Source organism: Micromonospora sp. CA-263727 (assembly GCF_050942455.1).
In the GTDB taxonomy this organism is placed as follows: Bacteria; Actinomycetota; Actinomycetes; order Mycobacteriales; family Micromonosporaceae; genus Micromonospora.
Genome location: NZ_CP192031.1, coordinates 4,043,675 through 4,059,011 on the forward strand (window position 1 = coordinate 4,043,675; position 15,337 = coordinate 4,059,011).

Annotated in this window: 13 protein-coding genes; 7 read left to right on the forward strand and 6 right to left on the reverse strand. The window is 73.7% G+C overall.

The genetic code is table 11. The features are described 5' to 3' along the window. Positions 1 to 15: 15 nt before the first annotated feature. Genes ACQPYA_RS17775 through ACQPYA_RS17790 form a run of 4 tightly spaced genes read left to right on the forward strand, consistent with a single transcriptional unit; the run spans position 16 to position 5,394 of the window. The gene (locus ACQPYA_RS17775) at positions 16 to 1,056 is read left to right on the forward strand and encodes an aldo/keto reductase (protein ID WP_433528207.1); all 1,041 of its coding nucleotides are present in this window, start codon (positions 16 to 18) and stop codon (positions 1,054 to 1,056) included. 18 nt (positions 1,057 to 1,074) lie between these two features. Further along, positions 1,075 to 2,106, forward strand: a complete 1,032-nt coding sequence (locus ACQPYA_RS17780; protein WP_433528208.1) for an aldo/keto reductase — start codon at positions 1,075 to 1,077, stop codon at positions 2,104 to 2,106. A gap of 1 nt (position 2,107) precedes the next feature. Beyond that, the gene (locus ACQPYA_RS17785; RefSeq protein ID WP_433528209.1) at positions 2,108 to 3,238 is read left to right on the forward strand and encodes an LLM class flavin-dependent oxidoreductase; all 1,131 of its coding nucleotides are present in this window, start codon (positions 2,108 to 2,110) and stop codon (positions 3,236 to 3,238) included. Further along, positions 3,235 to 5,394, forward strand: a complete 2,160-nt coding sequence (locus ACQPYA_RS17790) for an NtaA/DmoA family FMN-dependent monooxygenase (protein ID WP_433528210.1) — start codon at positions 3,235 to 3,237, stop codon at positions 5,392 to 5,394. The genes ACQPYA_RS17785 and ACQPYA_RS17790 overlap by 4 nt, the downstream gene beginning before the upstream one ends. Before the next feature lie 42 nt (positions 5,395 to 5,436). Here ACQPYA_RS17790 and ACQPYA_RS17795 read toward each other — a convergent pair whose 3' ends face one another. From ACQPYA_RS17795 to ACQPYA_RS17815, 5 genes are read right to left on the reverse strand one after another with little or no spacing between them, the layout of a single operon-like run. After that, the gene (locus ACQPYA_RS17795) at positions 5,437 to 5,682 is read right to left on the reverse strand and encodes a GNAT family N-acetyltransferase (RefSeq protein WP_433533530.1); all 246 of its coding nucleotides are present in this window, start codon (positions 5,680 to 5,682) and stop codon (positions 5,437 to 5,439) included. 6 nt (positions 5,683 to 5,688) lie between these two features. Next, the gene (locus tag ACQPYA_RS17800) at positions 5,689 to 6,150 is read right to left on the reverse strand and encodes a hypothetical protein (protein WP_433528211.1); all 462 of its coding nucleotides are present in this window, start codon (positions 6,148 to 6,150) and stop codon (positions 5,689 to 5,691) included. 13 nt (positions 6,151 to 6,163) lie between these two features. Next, complete coding sequence (locus tag ACQPYA_RS17805; RefSeq protein ID WP_433528212.1) at positions 6,164 to 7,129, reverse strand: ABC transporter substrate-binding protein; 966 nt, start codon at positions 7,127 to 7,129, stop codon at positions 6,164 to 6,166. A 39-nt stretch (positions 7,130 to 7,168) separates the two neighbouring features. After that, complete coding sequence (locus ACQPYA_RS17810; RefSeq protein WP_433533531.1) at positions 7,169 to 7,921, reverse strand: amino acid ABC transporter ATP-binding protein; 753 nt, start codon at positions 7,919 to 7,921, stop codon at positions 7,169 to 7,171. Between the two features lie 8 nt (positions 7,922 to 7,929). Beyond that, positions 7,930 to 8,934, reverse strand: coding sequence for an amino acid ABC transporter permease (locus ACQPYA_RS17815; protein WP_433528213.1), 1,005 nt, complete (start codon positions 8,932 to 8,934; stop codon positions 7,930 to 7,932). A gap of 226 nt (positions 8,935 to 9,160) precedes the next feature. Between ACQPYA_RS17815 and ACQPYA_RS17820 the strand changes: the two genes are divergently transcribed. From ACQPYA_RS17820 to ACQPYA_RS17830, 3 genes are all read left to right on the forward strand, one after another. Continuing rightward, positions 9,161 to 10,384: a multidrug effflux MFS transporter gene (locus ACQPYA_RS17820; RefSeq protein WP_433533532.1), complete on the forward strand. Its 1,224-nt coding sequence runs from the start codon at positions 9,161 to 9,163 to the stop codon at positions 10,382 to 10,384. Positions 10,385 to 10,454: 70 nt separating this feature from the next. Beyond that, positions 10,455 to 11,792, forward strand: coding sequence for an SWIM zinc finger family protein (locus ACQPYA_RS17825; protein ID WP_433528214.1), 1,338 nt, complete (start codon positions 10,455 to 10,457; stop codon positions 11,790 to 11,792). Next, entirely contained in the window at positions 11,789 to 14,449 is a 2,661-nt protein-coding gene (locus ACQPYA_RS17830; RefSeq protein ID WP_433528215.1) for a DUF6493 family protein, read from the forward strand. The genes ACQPYA_RS17825 and ACQPYA_RS17830 overlap by 4 nt, the downstream gene beginning before the upstream one ends. A gap of 179 nt (positions 14,450 to 14,628) precedes the next feature. Here the strand turns inward: ACQPYA_RS17830 and ACQPYA_RS17835 are convergent, their stop codons facing one another. Then, positions 14,629 to 15,252: a class I SAM-dependent methyltransferase gene (locus tag ACQPYA_RS17835; RefSeq protein ID WP_433528216.1), complete on the reverse strand. Its 624-nt coding sequence runs from the start codon at positions 15,250 to 15,252 to the stop codon at positions 14,629 to 14,631. Positions 15,253 to 15,337 lie beyond the last annotated feature (85 nt).

A 15,337-nucleotide genomic window follows, 5' to 3' on the forward strand; every position in this document is an offset into this window, starting at 1 on the left:
GGAGGAGACGAACGAATGACCGTCAAGGCGAACCGCGTACTGGGCCGCACCGGCGTCCTGGTCGCCCCGCTCACGCTCGGCACGATGAACTTCGGCCGGTGGCAGGAGGAGGCCGAGAGCATCCGGATCATCCAGGCCGCCCTCGACGCCGGCATCACCACCGTCGACACCGCCGACGTCTACGCCCACGGCGCCTCGGAGGAGATCCTCGCCAGGGCGCTGCGGGGACGCCGCGACGATGTCTTCCTGGCCACCAAGTTCCACGGCCAGATCGGCGACAATCCCCAACACGCGGGCAACTCGCGCCGCTGGATCGTCCGGGCGGTGGAGGACAGCCTGCGCCGGCTCGACACCGACCACATCGATCTCTACCAGGCGCACCGGCCGGATCCGCACACCGACCTGCTGGAGACACTGCGTACCCTCAACGACCTGATCCAGCAGGGGAAGATCCGCTACTACGGCACCTCCGTCTTCCCCGCGTACCAACTGGTCGAGGCGCAGTGGCTGGCCGACCGGCACGGGCTCGTCGCCCCGCACACCGAGCAGCTGCCGTACTCCCTGCTGGTGCGCAGCGCCGAACGGGAGGTCTTTCCGGTCGCCCGCACGTACGGCGTCGGCGTGCTCAGCTACGGCCCGCTGGCCGCCGGCTGGTTGTCCGGCCGGTACCGGGTCGGCGGCGAGCAGCCGGAGTCGGCGCGCGCCGACCTCATCCCCGGCCGGTTCGACATCGGCCTGGAGCGCAACCAGCGCAAGCTGGCCGCCGCCGACGCCCTGGCCCGGCTCGCCGAGGAGAACGGCCTGACCCTGGTCGACCTGGCCCTGGCGTTCACGCTCAACCACCCGGCGGTGAGCAGCGTGATCATCGGCCCGCGCACCCTCGACCACCTGGAGGGCTACCTCAAGGCGGCCACCGTCGAACTCGACCCGCGCCTCCTCGACCGGATCGACGAGATCGTCGCCCCCGGCACCCACTTCGTCGAACGCGACACCGGCCGGGACCTTCCGTCCCTGACCCCCGCCGCGCTGCGCCGCAACCACCCGACCACCAACTGACCCGCACGGGAGACACCCATGAGCTACGGCGCCTTCGACCAGACCTACGCGGCGGCCGGGGACCGCTACCAGCGGCTGGAGTACCGCCGGGCCGGCAACTCCGGGCTCGACCTGCCCGCGTTCTCCTTCGGCCTGTGGCAGAAGTTCGGCACCGACTACCCCTTCCACACCCAGCGCGACATCGTGCTGCACGCCTTCGACCTGGGCATCACCCACTTCGACAACGCCGACCGGTACGGCCCGCCACACCGCGCCGCGCAGCAGTTCTTCGGCAGGGTGCTCGGCCGGGACCTGGCCCCCTACCGGGACGAGCTGATCCTGTCGACCAAGGCGGGCAACCCGATCGGCCCCAGCCCCTACCTCAAGGGCGGCTCCCGCAAGTCGCTGCTCACCTCGCTGGAGCACAGCCTGCGCGACCTGAACACCGACTACGTCGACATCTTCTACAGCCACAGCCCGGACCTCACCACGCCGATCGAGGAAACCGTCGGTGCCCTGGTCAGCGCGGTGCAGCAGGGCAAGGCCCTCTACGTCGGGATCTCCAACTACGGCACCGAGCGGGCGCAGGAAACCGCCGCGCTGCTCCGCCATGCCGGTGTGCCGTTGCTGGTCCACCAGCCGCGGTACTCGATCTTCGACCGTCGACCCGAGCTGAACGGCCTGCTCAAGCTGGCCGCCGAGGACGGCTTCGGCCTGGTCGTCTACTCACCGCTGGCCCAGGGCCTGCTCACCGACAAGTACCTCGACGGCATCCCGTCGGGCGCCCGCGCCGAGAACAGCACGTTCCTGTCGCCCGACGTCATCGACGGCACCTACCGGCAGCGGGCCACCGCCCTCCACCGGCTCGCCGAGCAGCGCGGCCAGTCCCTGGCGCAGCTGGCACTGCAGTGGGTGCTGCGGCAGCCGCAGGTGACCTCCGCGCTGATCGGCGCCAGCTCCACCTGGCAGCTGGACCACAACGTGAGGGCGCTCGACTTCCCGCCCCTGACCGAGCAGGAGCTGGCGCTCATCGACGAGCACGGCGTACACGGGACCGGGTTGAGGCTTTGACATGCCCGAACTCGCCGCACCGATCGGCGCCGGCGTCGAGGACGGACGCCCGTTCCGGCTGGGTTTCCTCCTGCACCTCGACACCGACGTTTCGCCAGCACGCGCCTACCGGGAGGCGGTCGAGGTTTTCGTGGCCGCCGAGGAGCTGGGCTACGACTCGGGCTGGGTGATCCAGCGGCACTTCCGGCAGGGCAACGAGCACGTCTCGGCACCGCTGCTGGTGCTCGCCGCGATCGCCGAGCACACCACCCGGATCGGGCTGGGCACCGGCGTGCTCGTACTTCCGTTGGAGGATCCCCTCAAGGTCGCCGAGGACGCGGCCACCCTCGACGCGATCAGTGGTGGCCGCCTCGAACTCGGCGTCGGCTCGGGTCCGTTCCCGGGCGCCTGGGAGGCGTTCGGGAAGGACCTGGCCGGCCGGCACCAGCTCTTCGACGCCGCGGTGGGCCGGCTGCACCAGCTGCTGGCGGGCGTCCCGGTCAACAGCCTCGGCGAGGTGCTGCACCCACCCGCGAACGGCCTGCGGCGACGGCTCTGGCAGGCCACCACCAGCGACCCGGGACGGGCGCACGCCGCCGCGGCCGCTGCCGGGCTCGCCGGTGACGGGCTGCAACTCTCCCGCGCCACCGGCTGGCGCGACGGCACGGTACGTGAGGCCCAGCGGCACCAGGCCGAGTGGATCGCCGCCTACCGGGCGGCATGGCGGGAGCCCGACCGGCGGCCCCGGATACAGGTCTCCCGGGCCGCCTACCCCCACCCGGACCGGACGGAGGCCGTCCGGCTGGTCACGCCCGGGGTCCGCCGGTGGCAGAGCTGGCAGTCCGCCCGGCGCGACGTCGCCGGCCTCGGCGTCGAGGAGTACCTGGCGGCCGACGGCGGCCTGCTCGGGCCGCCCGAGGCCATCGTGGCGGAGCTGGCCGCCGATCCGGCGCTGCGGCACGCCACCGACCTGCTGCTGAGCTTCGTTCCCGGTGTCCCCGCCTTCGACGAGCACCTCCGTCTGCTCGCCGCCGGGGCGCGGCAGCTGGCGCCCGCGCTCGGCTGGCGGCCGGCCACGAGCCGACCGATCCCACCCACCGACCGACCCGCGCCCGCGCACCGCCACGTCGCCGCCTCCGGAGGGACGCCATGACCGGATTCCACCTCAACCTGTCCCTGATGACCCCGGGTCACTTCCGGCACGCCTGGCGGCTGCCGCACGCCGACCCGCTGGCCTACCTGGACATCGACCACTTCGGGCGGCTGGCGCGGATCGCCGAGGCCGCGAAGATCGACGCGATCTTCCTGGGTGACGGCCCCGCGCTGCGTGGCGAGATCGAGGAGGCGCCGGGCACCGGCCTCGACCCGCTCGTCCTGCTGGGCCACCTGGCGGCCACCACCCGGAACCTCGGTGTCGTCATCACCAGCTCGACGACCTACAACTCGCCGTACAACCTGGCCCGACGGTTCCAGGCGCTGGACCATGTCACCCGGGGCCGGGCGGCCGTCAACATCGTCACCACCGGGACCCCCGCCGCCGCCGCGAACTTCGGCCTGACCGCACACCCGGACAAGCAGACCCGCTACCGCCGGGCGTACGAGTTCCTCGACGTGGCCACCCGCCTCTGGGACGGCTGGGATCCCGAGGCGATCGTCGCCGACAAGAGCAGCGGCCGGTACGCCGACCTGGCCCGCATCCATCAGATCGACCATGTCGGCGAGTTCTTCTCGGTCGCCGGGCCGCTCCCGGTCCCGGCCGGGCCGCAGGGTCGACCGGTCATCGTCCAGGCCGGCGGTTCCCCGGGCGGGCTCGCTCTCGCCGGCACCTTCGCGGATGTCGTGTTCACCGTGGCGCAGACCCGGTCCGCCGCGACCGCGTTCCGCGACGAGATCCGCCGACGGGCGGCATCGGCCGGACGGCACCCCGACGACGTGAAGGTCTCCCTCGGCGTGGTGGTGCTCGTGGCCGCGACCGAGGAGGAGGCCCGGCACCGGGAACAGCAGCTCTACGCGACCCTGCCGATCGACCGGTTGACCGCCGCCCTCACCCGCAACCTGGGCCTCCCGGACGGCGTCTACGGGCCGGACGACCCGATCACCGTCGACGACCTGCCCGACGCCATCCCCGGCGACGCCTTCTCCGCGGGTTTCAGCGCCGCCACCCGCGCGCTGATCGCCGCCGGCCCGCGTACTCCACGGGAGCTGGTCCAGCGTGGTGCCGGCGGCTCCGGACACCGGCTGCTCGTGGGCTCGGCCGAGCAGGTGGCCGACGACCTCCAGGGCTGGTACGAGGCGGGCACCGCGGACGGGTTCACGGTGATGCCGGCCGACACCTCCGTCGACCTGGAGAACTTCGCCGAACTGGTGGTGCCGATCCTGCAACGACGCGGCCTGTTCCAGCGCGAATACCGCCACCCGACGCTGCGCGCCCGGCTCGGCCTGCCGCTGCCCCGCCGGCAGCGATCGCCCCGGACGGCCACGCCCGTGCCCGGCAACGGCGGCCCCGAGCTGACCTCCGTCGCCGCCCGGTACGGCGACCCCGCCGCGACGCTCGGCGTGGCCACCGACACGATCCGCGGGCAACTCGCGCACCGCTCGGTGCGCAGGTTCGGCCCCCGCGCGGTCACCGACGACGAGCTGACCGCGCTGGTCGCGGCGGCACAGTCGGCCGCCACGTCGTCCAACCTCCAACCGTGGAGCGTCGTCGCGGTACGCGATCCCGCGCGCCGGGCACGGCTCGCCGCGCTCGCCGGCAACCAGGGCTTCATCGCGCAGGCGCCGCTGTTCCTGGTCTGGATCGCCGATCTCGGTCGGGCCCACCGACTCGCCGACCGCGGCGGAGCGCCACTCGCCGCCACGGACTACCTGGAGAGCACCCTCATCGGCTTCGTCGACACCGCGCTGGCGGCCCAGAACGCCGTGGTGGCCGCGGAGTCGCTCGGTCTGGGCACCGTCTTCGTCGGCGCCATCCGCAACCACCCCGAGCAGGTCGCCGCCGAGTTGGCGCTGCCGCCACACGCGGTGGCCACGTTCGGGCTGGCCGTCGGCGCGCCGGACCCGGCCGAGCGGGCCGGGGTCAAGCCCCGGCTGCCCCTCGATGCCGTGCTGCATCGGGAGCGCTACGACGCCGACGCGGCGGACGGGCACATCGGCACCTACGACAAGCGGCTGGGCGCCTACAACGCGCGGTACGGGCTGCCGGGCACCTGGAGCGACCGGCTGCTCGCCCGGCTCAGGGGGCCGGAGTCGATGGCCGGGCGGCACCGCCTTCGGGAGGCGCTGGCCCGCCTCGGCCTGCCCTCCCGGTGACCATTCTCCGCCGAGGGTGACCGGCTCCCGAGCAGCGCGGTATCAGGCGCCGGTGACGGTGCCGACCGGCACGGGCGCCGGATCGGGCGTGCGGTACGCGTCGAACATGGTGTGCCGGCGCAGGTCGAACCCGAGCGAACGGTAGAGCCGGATCGCCCGGGTGTTCTCGGCCGCGGTGTGCAGGAACGGGGTCTCGCCGCGGGCCCGGATGCCGGCGGCCACCGCACGGACCAGGCGGGAGGCGAGCCCCAGCCGCCGGTATGCCGGGTCCGTGCAGACCGCGCTGATCTCGGTTCAGCCCGGCGGGTGCAGGCGCTCGCCCGCCATCGCCGCGAGCCGGCCGCCGATCCGGATGCCCAGGTAGGTGCCGAGTTCGATGGTGCGGGGCCGGAACGGCCCCGGTTCGGTGCGGGCCACCAGGTCGAGCATCTCCGGCACGTCGGCCGGGCGCAGGCGGACCGCTTCCGGGTCGGGGGCGTCGCGCAGGGCGGTGGCGACCATCTGGACTCCGGGGATCCGCTCCACCCGGTCCCAACCGGCGGGCGGGTCACCGCTGACCCCGGTCACCGCCACCACCGTGGCGGGGCCGATCAGCGCCGCGAGGTCGGCCCAGGCCCGCTCGTCATGGCCGGCCGCCAGGGTGGCGAACGGGGCGACGTCCGGGTGGTAGCGCGCCGCCTGGCCGTTGACCTGGGCCAGGTGGGCGTGTGGGCCGGTGAGCCCGGCCCACACCGGGTTGTCCAGGATGTCCGTCACGGTGCCTCCAGGCTCAGGGGCGCGGCAGGCCGGGTGGATTGACCTCGGAGGCCGGGATGGCTTCGTCGCTCAACCCCCACCGGGCCAGCACCTCCTGGTACCGCCCGTTCCGGATGACGACGTTGAGCGCCTCGCTGAGCGCCGGGACCAGGTTGTTGTCCTTCTTGGTCATCGCGGCGATCTGGGCCGGTACCTCGCCGCCGCCCGGCACCACCCCGACGATCTTGGTCTCCCCGCTGACCGCGGCGTGGTAGACCAGGGCCGGGTTCGGCCCGAAGTACGCGTCGATCCGCCCGGAGCGGAGGGCCAACTGGTACTCCGTCGGGCGCTGGTAGTAGACGATCTTCGCCTCGGCCAGCCCGGCGGCCTTGTTCTGCTCGTTCCAGCGCAGCAGCACCTGTTCCTGGTTGGTGCCGGAGCCGACGGAGACGGTGAGCCCGGCGATGTCGGCCGGCTTCTCGATCTTCTCGATCTTCCCGTCCTTCTTGACCTCCCAGCCGAGCGAGTCGACCCGGTAGGACGCGAAGTCGTAGATGTCCTTGCGCTCCTCGGTCACGGTGATGTTGGAGAAGCCGACCTCGTTCTGCCCGGAGCGGATGACCAGGAAGAGGTTCTCCCAGGAGGTCGGTTGCAGCTCCAGCTCCAGGCCGAGCACGTCGGCGACGAGCTGGGCGATGTCCGGTTCGACACCGATCAGGGTCCGGTCGTCGTCGGCGCGGAACGCCAACGGCGGGTAGCCCTCGCCGCTCACGCCGACGGTGAGCTTGCCGTCCGCGCGGATCGCCTCAGGCACCTTCGCGGCGATCTCGGCCACCTTGTCGGCCCGGATGCGCGGCTGGTCCGGGCTGGTGTTGATCACCTGGCCACCGGTGGCGGACGGGCCGACGGGCACCGACCGTTCGGCCTCCGGCGTGCCACAGGCGGCCAACGCGAGGACGCCGACCAGGGAAACCAGGACAGCGTTGGGCCATCGGGGCATGACGGGCTCCTTTGCTCGGGAGGACTTCGGTGGGTTGGGTCAGAGGACCTTGGCGAGAAAGGCGCGGGTGCGTTCGTGTCGTGGGTCGTCCAGGAGACGCCGGGGCGGGCCCTGCTCGACGACGCGGCCGTCGTCCATGAACACGACCGTGTCGGCGACCTCGCGGGCGAAGCCGATCTCGTGGGTGACGACGATCATGGTGGTGCCGCCGCGGGCGAGGTCCCGCATCACGTCGAGGACCTCGCCGACCAGTTCCGGGTCCAGGGCGGAGGTCGGCTCGTCGAAGAGGACAACCTTCGGCTCCAGTGCGAGCGCCCGGGCGATGGCGACCCGCTGCTGCTGGCCGCCGGAGAGTTGGCGCGGGTAGCTCTGCGCCTTCTCGGCGAGGCCGACCCGGTCGAGCAGCCGGGCAGCCGACTCCGCCACGTCGCGTCGCCGCCGCCCCTGCGCCGAGACCGGCGCCTCCATGACGTTCTCCAGCACGGTCAGGTGCGGGAAGAGGTTGAAGTTCTGGAACACGAACCCGATGTGCGTACGCTGGCGGAGCACCTCCCGCTCCTTCAGCTCGCGCAGCCGCCCCCCGGCCTGGCGGTAGCCGACGAGTTCACCGTCGATGCGCACGTACCCCCGGTTGACCTTCTCCAGGTGGTTGATGCTGCGCAGCAGCGTCGACTTGCCGGAGCCCGACGGGCCGAGGATGACGACCACCTGGCCGGCCTCGACCTCCAGGTCGATGCCGCGCAGCACCTCCAGCGGGCCGAAGCTCTTGTGGATGCCGCGCACCTCCACCATCAGCTGGCTCACCGGCCGGCCTCCCGGTCGAGCGCGTCGGCGAGGTGCGCGTGCTCGGCCCGCCGCTGGCGGCGCGCCGCCGCCAGGTTGCCCAACACCCGGCGGGTCCGCTGCCACGGCGTCTGCGGCAGTACCCGCACCGCGCCACGCGCGTAGTAGCGCTCGACGTAGTACTGGGCGATGGAGAGCACGGTGGTCAGGGCCAGGTACCAGATCGCGGCGACGAGCAGCAGCGCGATCACCCGACCGTTACGGGCATAGATGATCTGCACCTGGTAGAACAGCTCCGGGATGGCCATGATGTAGACCACCGACGTGCCCTTGACCAGGCCGATGATCTCGTTGCCGGCGGTCGGGATGATGGTCCGCATCGCCTGGGGCAGCAGGATGCGTCGGATCTGGCGACGCCGGGGGATGCCGAGCGCCATCGCCGCCTCCAACTGCCCCTGGTCGACGGAGAGAAACCCGGACCGCACGATCTCCGCGCAGTACGCCGCCTGGTGTAGCGCCAGGCCGAGCGCCGCGGCGGTCAACGGTCCGATCAGGTCCTGGGTGCCGATGTCGAAGAAGGCCGGCCCGAACGGGATCCCGAACGAGATGCGGTCGTAGAGCAGCGCGAGGTTGAACCAGAAGAGCAACTGCAGGATCAGCGGTACGGAGCGGAACAGCCAGACGTAGCCCCAGGAGACGCCCTGCAGCAGCGGGCTGCTGGACAGCCGCATCAGCGCCAGCACCGTGCCGAGCGCGAAGCCCAGCACGATGCCCAGGGCGGTCAGCTGCAGGGTCACCCCGACCGCCCGGAGCACCGTCTCGTAGAAGAGGTACTGGCTGACGACGTGCCACTCCCAGGCCGGGTTGGTGACCAGCGCGTGCAGCAGCATCGCCAGCAGCACCGCGACCACGACGCTCGCCGCCCACCGCCACGGGTGCCGGGCCGGCACCACCTTGAGCGACCGAAGGTCGTCCGGCGGCGGGCGCGTCCCACTGGCCGGCGCCGCGGAGATCGCTGTCATCGCCAGTTCCTCACATTGCCTATTATCCCTATAGGAAATAGGGGATGCAAGACCCATCACCGTCGATCCGTCCGGCTGTGAGTTGCGTTACCTATGCTCGGACCGGGAATCAGCTCACCGGTTCCGGGTTGGAGCCAGATATGACCGTCGCACCATTGCCTGCCGCGCGTCCGGACCGGCCGGAGGTCACCCGGTGACCGCCGCCCCGCTGATGCCGGGTGATCTGATGAGCCGCCGGCAACGCCTGCGGCTCATCCTCGTCCTCGGCTCGCTGATCGCGGTGGGCCCGCTCACCATCGACATGTACCTTCCCGCGCTTCCCGCGATCGTCGACGACCTCGCCACCAGCTCGGCGGCGGTCCAGATGACCCTCACCGGAACCCTGGTCGGGCTCGCCCTGGGGCAGTTGCTGATCGGCCCGCTGTCGGACGCGGTCGGCCGGCGCACCCCGCTGATCGCGGGCACCGCGCTGCACGTCGTCGCCTCGGTCTGCTGCGCCCTGGCCCCGAACGTCGCGGTGCTCGGCGCGCTGCGGGTCGTCCAGGGGCTCGGCGCGGCCGCCGCCGCGGTGATCGCCATGGCGGTGGTACGCGACCTGTTCAGCGGCGCGGCCTTCGCGCAGTTGCTCTCCCGCCTGCTGCTGGTGATGGGGGCCGCCCCGATCCTCGCGCCGACCCTCGGCAGCGAACTGCTGCGGTGGACGCAGTGGCGCGGGGTCTTCGCGGCGCTGGCCGTCTTCGGCGTGCTGCTGATGTTGATCGCCCTGCTCGGCCTGCGGGAGACCCTGCCGCCCGCCCGACGCCAGCGCGGCGGGGTGCGCCCCACCATCCGGCTCTACCGCTCGCTGCTGCGCGACCGCGCCTTCGTCGGGCTGGTGCTGGTCGCCGGGCTGGCCATGGCGGCCCTCTTCGCCTACGTCGGCGGATCCTCGTTCGTCCTCCAGCAGCACTACGGGCTCGACGAACAGCAGTTCGGGATCGCGTTCGGCGCGGGCGCGGTCGGCCTGATCGCCGCCACCCAGGGCAACGTCCGGCTGCTGCGGCGCTACTCCCCGCAACGGATCCTGCTGGCCGCCCTGCTCGTGGGCACCGGCGCCGCGCTGGTGCTGCTCGGCGTCGCCGCGACCGGGCTCGGTGGGCTGCCCGCCCTGCTCGCGTCGCTGTGGGTGGTGCTCGCCTCGGCCGGGCTGGCGCTGCCGAACGCCCCCGCGCTGGCGCTGACCCGGCACGGCGAGGCGGCCGGCACGGCCTCCGCGCTGCTCGGCGCGGTGCAGTTCGGCATCGGCGCGCTGGCCGCGCCGCTGGTGGGCGTACTCGGCACCGGCGCGGTGGCGATGGCCCTGGTGATCGCCGTCGGCCTGGCCTCGGCGCTGGTCGTGCTCCTGCTCGTGGTGCGGCCGACCCGGCTGGCCACGGTGGAGCCGGAGCTGGTGGCCGTCGCGGCCCACTGACCGCCGGCGAGGGCACGGCCGGCCTGCCGCCGGACGGTTGTGTCGGTGGGGTGCTCTACCGTCCGGCGTCGTGAACGCAGTGCAGACGTACCGCTATCTCGCCTCCTCCGCGCTCGGCCGGGGCTCGCTCGCCCTACAGACCAGCGGCGGGCCGGCGCCGAATCCCCGATTCTTCACCGGCTTCCTCACCACGCCGCAGGCCGCCGCGGTCGGTCTGCTGGCGGTGGCCGAGGTGGCCCGCACCCGCTACCACCGGCCGGTCAGCCCGGCCAGCCTCGACCCGGTGGTCACCGGTAGCCGGGACCGGCTCCGCTTCGAGTCCTTCTCCGGTTGCTGCGGGGTGTACGCGCGGCTGGACGCGCTGCCGGCCGGGCTCGACGGTGACGCGGTCGAGCACGGCACCACCAACGTCGACGTCAACACCCCGCTGCGTGCGGCGCTGACCCGCGTCGGCGGCCTGGATCCGCTGCACCTGTCGGTCGGCCCCGACGACCTGACGGTGTCCACGATGGATGGCGAGGTGGTGGAGAAGAAGGTTCCGCTGCCCGTACGCTGGCTGCGCGGCTTCGCCGAGGTGCAGGTGCTGGCCGCCCGGTTCGAGCCCCGGGCGGAGCTGCCGGCGGCCGAGGCGACGGCGTTCCTACGCCGGCTGCCGAGCGGCAACGACCGGTCGGTGTTCTGGGTGGTGCCCGCCGGCCGGTCCCTGCGGCTGACCTCCCGGCCCGTCGCCGGGGCGGTCTGCCTGGCCGGGCCGAGCCGACTCACCGCGCTGCGCCCGATGTTGCGCTTCGCGAAGACCCTGCGGGTGTACGGGCCGACCGTGACGGCCGGTTCCGCCCCGGTGCCGAGCGTCTGGGAGTTGGACACCGGCGCGCTGCGGCTCTCCCTCACCCTCTCCCCCGAGCCGTACCGGGGCTTCTCCGGCGAGGGCGCGGCGCTCACCGCGCTGGCCGGCGACGACGTCGTCGACGACGCCGACCTGATCTCCGCCCTGCTCTCCTGGGACCCGACCGTCGACGTGGACCGGCTGGCCAGCCAGGCGGGCCTCGACGCCGGGCGCGTCCGGGGCGCCCTGGCCCAGCTCGGCACCGCCGGCCGGGTCGGCTACGACGTGGCGGAGGCGGCGTACTTCCACCGGGTCATGCCGTACGACGCGGGCCGGGCCGAGCGGGACAATCCTCGGCTGGTCGGCGCGCGGGCCCTGCTCGACGCCGGGGCGGTGCAGCTCGACGGCGCCTGCGCCACGGTGCGCAGCGGCGACGAGGTGTACCGGGTCCGCCAACTGCCCGACGGCGGCCTCACCTGCACCTGCCCCTGGTGGGCCAAGCACCGGGGGCAACGGGGGCCGTGCCGGCACGCCCTGGCCACCCGGATGTCGACCGCCAACCAGGTCGAGGAGGAGGTGTGAAGCCGGCGGAGCGGCTCACCACGATGATGAGCACGGTTCGGCGACGCCGGGAGCTGGCGGCCGACGGCACGAGCGACCTGTTCGACCTGGTGTCGAAGGGCCACGCCGAATCGATCGCGGCGGCCCTGACCGGGCTGCCCGAACAGCGCCGCCGGGCGGTCGGCGTCGAGCTGGCCGCCTGGTTCAAGAAGCGCGACCGGGAGACCTGGTGGGGCTCCGGCACCGGCACCGCCCTGGCGGTGGCGGTGGTCGGCTGCCTGCCCACCGCCGCCCAGGCGGCGGCGATCCTCGGCCGCGGCTCGGTCTTCGTGGACGGCGTCCGGGCGGCGAGGCTGGTCCGCAGCGTGGCCGAGGAGCGGGGGGTCGGCTGGCTCGCCGACCTGGCGCACCGGATGGCCGCGCGGTTCACCCAGGACGACTGGGTCGAGCGGTGGCAGTTCGTCGCCACCCTGCTGCACGCCGAGGGCGCCGCGCCGCCCACCGACGACCGCTCCGTACAGCTGTGGCTGAGCGCCGTCGAGTTCGCCGACCGGCAGCATCGGCGGCGGCCGGTGCCGGTGGCCGACCGGTTGCGCGCCGACCCGTTCCTCTCCACCATGCTGCCCCGCCTCTTCGAGGTGGACGGCCTCGGCACCCGGATGATGTCCGACGTCGTGTTCCACGTCTGGGACGATCGGGAGCGGCACGCCCTGCTGACCGCGCTGGCCCAGCTCGCCGCCGACGGAGTGGTCGACCGGGTGATGCTGGTCGACGGCTCGATCGGCCGGCTGCTGCGCGGCGACCGCCCCGGTGCCCTGCGCGCCTTCACCACCCTGCTCGGCCTGCTCCAGCCGACCCCCGCCGAGGTCGCCGCCCGCAGCGCCGACTACCTGCGGCTGCTCACCGACGCACCGGCCCCGGTGGCCACCATGGCCCAGAAGGCGCTGCGGGAGCTACCCGTGCGGGAGTGGGAGGCGCTGCTGGACGCCGCCCGGCAGGTGCTGGCGCGTCCCGACAGGACCCTGGTCCGCAGCCAGCTCGCCTGGCTCGACCGGCTGGCCCGCCAGCACCGGGACCGGGCCGTCGAGATCGCCGAGGTGATCGCGGTCGCCGCCGAGCATCCCGCCGTCGAACTGCGCGATCGGGCGACCACGCTGGCCGTCCGGCACGGCTTCGAGCCGACGCCGGCCGGTTCCGGTGCGACGGTCAGCCGGCCGCGCGGCGACGACCTGCCCCCGCCCCTGCCGCCGGCACCGGCCGCCGAGCCGATCACCGACGTGGACGAGCTGGCCGAGGAGGTCGCGGCGCTGCTCGGCACGCCGTCGCCGGGCAGCGGGCTGGAGCGCATCCTCGACGGGCTGGTCCGGCTCAGCGCCAGCCACGCCGTCGGGGTCGCCGAGGCGCTGGGCCCGGTCATCGAGCGACGGCACTGGTCCTGGGGCCACGAGCACAGCTACCAGCCGATGTGCCTCTGCGCCGTGGTGGTCGACCTGTTCCGGAGCGTGGTCGAGCGGCATCCCCGACGGCGCAGCCGCTGGCAGGCCCTGCTCGCCGCGGCAAGCCCCGCCGATCCGGCGCGGTCGGCACCGGAACTGGCCACCACCGACCCCCGGATGCCGCCGCCACACCGCCTGCTGCGGGCCCGGCTCGCCGAGATCGGCATCCGCTTCGGCGAGCCGGGACTACCCGGCCTGCTCTCCGCCCCGACGAGCGGAAACGGGGCGCTCGATCCGCTCGCCCTGGTGGAGCGGCTGGCCGCGCTGGGCGAGCGGACGCCGTGGCGGTGGGACCTCACCCAGGCACTGCTGCGGCTGCCCGCCGACGCCGACGAGGCGGTGGCCGGCAAGGCGGCGGCGCTGGGCACGCCGGCCGGGGACCGGCTCGCCGGGTGGCTGCGCGACGGCGGGCTGCCGCAGCCGGTCATGCGGGCCGCCCCGGTCGCCCGGCGACCGCGCCGGTCCGGCTACGACTGGGAGTACGACCAGCTGCCGGCGCGGCGGATCCTGGTCGAGTTGCGCCCGCCCGAGGGGTACCACGACCGCTATGGGCTGCTCACCGCCGACCCGGCACCGATCGGGATGGAGCACTCCGGTTGGGCCAACCTGTGGCCGTCGATCCTGCCCGGGCACCGGGGCGTGGTCGCCGCGTACCTGCTGCCGATGGTGGCCGGCACGGCGGACATGGACCAGCGCGACGGCACCGCCGTGCTGCCGCTGCTCGCCGAGGCGACCGGACCGGGTGGGGTGGCCCTCGACCTGGCGGTGGCATACGGCCTCGGCGCCCGGCACGGCGCGGACCGGATCGCCACCCTGGACGCCCTGCTCGCGCTCGCCGCCGCCGGTCAGTTCGACCCGACGGGCACCGGCGAGCAGTTGGGGGCGCTGGTCGCCGGGCAGTCGGTAAAGCTGTCCCGGGCGGTCGAGCCGCTGCGCGACGCCGTCGGGGCGGGCGCGCCGCTGACCGTGTGGCGGTTGCTGGCCGCCGCGCTGCCCGCGGTGCTCGCCGCGCCCACCCCACCGCGCGGCGCGCCCGACCTGCTCACCGTGGCCACCGAGACGGCCACCACCACCGGCGTACGGATCGAGGTGCCCGGCCTGGCCGAGGTCGCCGGGCGGGGCGGGTCGAGTCGCCTGGTCACCGAGGCCCGCCGCCTGCACCGCGCGCTGGCCACGGCGTGACGCCGGGCGCGGGGCCGCCCGTGACCGGTCCCGCGCCCGCCGCGGCGGCACACCTCGTCACCGCTGGTCCGCCGGCAACGTCCTCGTAGTACGCGATCTTGGACAGTTCCCGTGAGCCACAAACGGGAACTGTCCAAGATCGGCCGTGCCGCGGGTGGCGACTGGTCGGCGCGGTGGGTTCAGGGGTGGGTGGGCTTGCGGGCGTGGACGCGCTCGATGGCGCCGTAGGTCAGGCGCTCCGTGTCGACCGTCTCGAAGCCGAGTCGCCGGACGGTGTGCAGCGGACGCCGGGTGTAGTGCTCACCCTGCAACGGGATGCTCACCAGCTCGGCGACGTGCTGGACGGCGCGCACGACCGGGTGGGAGGCGACGATGTGATCGGCGAGCAGCAGGTTGCCGCCGGGCCGCAGCACCCGGACCGCTTCGATGAGGGCGGCGCGTTCGTCGGGGACGCAGCACAGGGCAAAGGTGCACAGCACGGTGTCGAACTCCTCGTCGGCGAAGGGCAGCGCCACGGCGTCCGCCCGGACGAGCGCGACCGGTCGGGCCGCCCGGCTGGCCCGCCGGGCGGCGGTCCGCAGCATCTCCGGGCTCCAGTCGACCCCGGTGAGGCGTACGTCGTCGGGGTAGTGCGGGAAGTTGAGCCCGGTGCCGACGGCCAGCTCAAGGGTGGCGCCGGTGGCCCGCCGGCACAGCCAGCGACGGCTTGCGGCGAGGAGACGACGCTCCACCGTGGCCGTCTTCTGCTCGTAGCCAGCAGCCCGGTCGTCCCAGTAGTGAACGAGCCGCGCCCGTCGTGGCACCTGGGTCCCCGATCCCTCCGGCCCGCCCTCGCCGGGCTTCCTCGGCAAGGCTAGCTGAGCGGCTGCGGTCAGCGCGAGGTCGGTT

Excerpts from the sequence above, each read along its gene's own strand:
- ACQPYA_RS17820 (WP_433533532.1), top strand. The coding sequence starts at position 9,161 with ATGAGCCGCCGGCAACGCCTGCGGCTCATCCTCGTCCTCGGCTCGCTG.
- ACQPYA_RS17810 (WP_433533531.1), bottom strand. The coding sequence starts at position 7,921 with ATGGTGGAGGTGCGCGGCATCCACAAGAGCTTCGGCCCGCTGGAGGTG.
- ACQPYA_RS17805 (WP_433528212.1), bottom strand. The coding sequence starts at position 7,129 with ATGCCCCGATGGCCCAACGCTGTCCTGGTTTCCCTGGTCGGCGTCCTC.
- ACQPYA_RS17785 (WP_433528209.1), top strand. The coding sequence starts at position 2,108 with ATGCCCGAACTCGCCGCACCGATCGGCGCCGGCGTCGAGGACGGACGC.
- ACQPYA_RS17815 (WP_433528213.1), bottom strand. The coding sequence starts at position 8,934 with ATGACAGCGATCTCCGCGGCGCCGGCCAGTGGGACGCGCCCGCCGCCG.
- ACQPYA_RS17790 (WP_433528210.1), top strand. The coding sequence starts at position 3,235 with ATGACCGGATTCCACCTCAACCTGTCCCTGATGACCCCGGGTCACTTC.
- ACQPYA_RS17775 (WP_433528207.1), top strand. The coding sequence starts at position 16 with ATGACCGTCAAGGCGAACCGCGTACTGGGCCGCACCGGCGTCCTGGTC.
- ACQPYA_RS17780 (WP_433528208.1), top strand. The coding sequence starts at position 1,075 with ATGAGCTACGGCGCCTTCGACCAGACCTACGCGGCGGCCGGGGACCGC.